Consider the following 2,036-nt stretch of genomic DNA (forward strand, 5'->3'; position numbering starts at 1 on the left):
AGCGGCATCGACCGGTGGGTGGCGAGCACCCGGGCCGATGCCGGCGCGGCGCGGAACTCGGTCCCGCCGACGACGGTGACGCCCGCGGCCGCCAAGGACTTCCGGAACAGCCCGGCGGTCAGCGCGGTCGGGTCGTCGACCGAGATGTAGGCGGCCTGGGCCGCCGCGCCCGGCGCGATCGAGCCGCTGACGTGCACGACGTTCGTGCCGTGCGCGCGGCTGACCTGGACGCCGCCGCCGTTGGCGGTCGTGGTGGCGGTGTTGCGGATGTCGAGGTCCACCGGCGGGGTCACGCTCACCTGCGCCGGACCGCCCGCGGCGCCGGGGGAGACCCGGACGGCGACGGCCCCCGAGTCGTAGTCGGTGTCCGGGGCGAAGGTCAGCGCCGAGGTCTGGGCGCTGTAGTAGTACGGCTCGTCGTCCCACGCCCAGCCGGTGCCCAGCGGCACGGAGTCGAACCAGGTGTCGTCCGCGACGAGCGCGCCGCGCACGGTCCGCACGCCGGAGGCGGCCAGTTGCGCGGCCAGGTCGTCGTAGTCGCGGGCCATCATCGTCGGGTCGCCGGTGCCGCGCAGGTAGAGGTCGCCGGCGAGTTCGCCGCCCTGCACGGCCGCGGTGGCGACCAGGTCGGTCGTCCAGCGGTGGTCGGGCCCGAGGCCGTCGAGCGCGACCGCGCTGGTGACGAGCTTCGCGGTCGAGGCGGGCTGGAAGCGGGTGTGGCCCGAGCGGCTGTAGAGCAGGTCGCCGGTGCCGGCGTCGCGCACCACCAGGCCCACCGCGGACGAGGTGAGCCGGGGGTCGGCGAGGAGGCGGTCGAGGTCCGCCGCCAGCGGGTCGGCGACATCGGCGGCGGCCGCGGCGGTGAGGCCGAGGACGAGTGACAGGGAGGCGAGCAGGGCGGTCGATCGTGGCCGACTGGTCATGCCTCGGATTCTGCCGGTGGCGGCCGGCGCGGTCGACGGGGTTCGCGCGGAACCGGTGGCATCACACGACAGGGTGATTGACGTGCCGGGTCAGCCCCTCCGGGCTAGGCTCCGGGCGCTCGGTCCGGCCACGTTCCGGGGAAGCCGGGCCGCGCACGCACTCGGAAGGTCCAACGCCGTGTTCTCCTCGTCCTCCGGGCCGCGCGACGACGTGGACGTGAACGTGCCCTCGGCCGCCCGCGCCTACGACTACTTCCTCGGCGGCGCGAACAGCTTCGCGGTCGACCGCGCCTTCGCCCACCGGGTGCTGGAGATCGCGCCGTCGGTGCCCGCCGTCACCAAGCTCAACCGGTCGTTCCTGCGCCGGGTGGTGGAGTTCTGCGTCGGGCGTGGCGTCCGCCAGTTCCTCGACCTGGGTTCGGGCATCCCGACCGTCGGCAACGTGCACGAGGTCGCCGGCCAGGTGGCCCGGGGCTGCCGCGTCGTGTACGTGGACCACGAGCCGGTGGCCTGCGCCTACGCGCGGCAACTGCTGGCGGGCGACCCGTTCGCGACGATCGTCCAGGCCGACATCCGGGAACCCGCGAGGGTCCTCGGCCACCCGGAGACCCGGCGGCTCATCGACTTCTCCGAGCCGGTGGCGCTGCTCATGGTCGGGGTGCTGCTGTTCCTCTCCGACGAGGACCGCCCCGGCGACCTGGTCGCGACCTACCGGCGGCGGTTGGCGCCGGGCAGCCTCCTGGCGATCTCGCACATCGCCGACGAGCACGCGGCGCCGGGGCTGCGGGCCGAGGTGGCGCGCCTGGTGGACGCCTACGCCGCCACCGAGGACCGCGTCCACGTCCGCACCCGCGAGGAGGTCCTCGGCTGGTTCGACGGCACGAGCCTGGTCGAACCGGGCCTGGTGTTCCTGCCCGACTGGCGCCCGGACAGCCCGGCGGAGCGCGAGAGCCCGGCGCGCCCGCTCGGCTACGGCGGCGTCGCGAGGGTGGAGTAGACCTCCTGGGGGGGGGGCGGGGGGGGGGCGGCCCCCCCCCGCCCCTGGGGGTGCGCGGGCCCGGGGCGGGGCCCCGCCCCGCGTCCACCAGCTGGGTGTCGTCGGGCACGTAGGCG

At 75.8% G+C, this 2,036-nt stretch carries 2 protein-coding genes; one reads left to right on the plus strand and one right to left on the minus strand.

Translation table 11 applies throughout. From position 1 onward, the window contains the following. Positions 1–923, minus strand: a 923-nt coding sequence (gene dacB / locus ACFV4N_RS42510; RefSeq protein ID WP_499678367.1) for a D-alanyl-D-alanine carboxypeptidase/D-alanyl-D-alanine endopeptidase, incomplete at its 3' end; no start/stop codon positions are given. Positions 924–1,101: 178 nt separating this feature from the next. Between dacB and ACFV4N_RS42515 the strand changes: the two genes are divergently transcribed. Continuing rightward, positions 1,102–1,920: an SAM-dependent methyltransferase gene (locus ACFV4N_RS42515; protein ID WP_499678368.1), complete on the plus strand. Its 819-nt coding sequence runs from the start codon at positions 1,102–1,104 to the stop codon at positions 1,918–1,920. Positions 1,921–2,036: the final 116 nt, after the last annotated feature.

It is taken from the genome of Actinosynnema sp. NPDC059797, from assembly GCF_042732085.1.
Classification (GTDB): Bacteria; Actinomycetota; Actinomycetes; order Mycobacteriales; family Pseudonocardiaceae; genus Actinosynnema.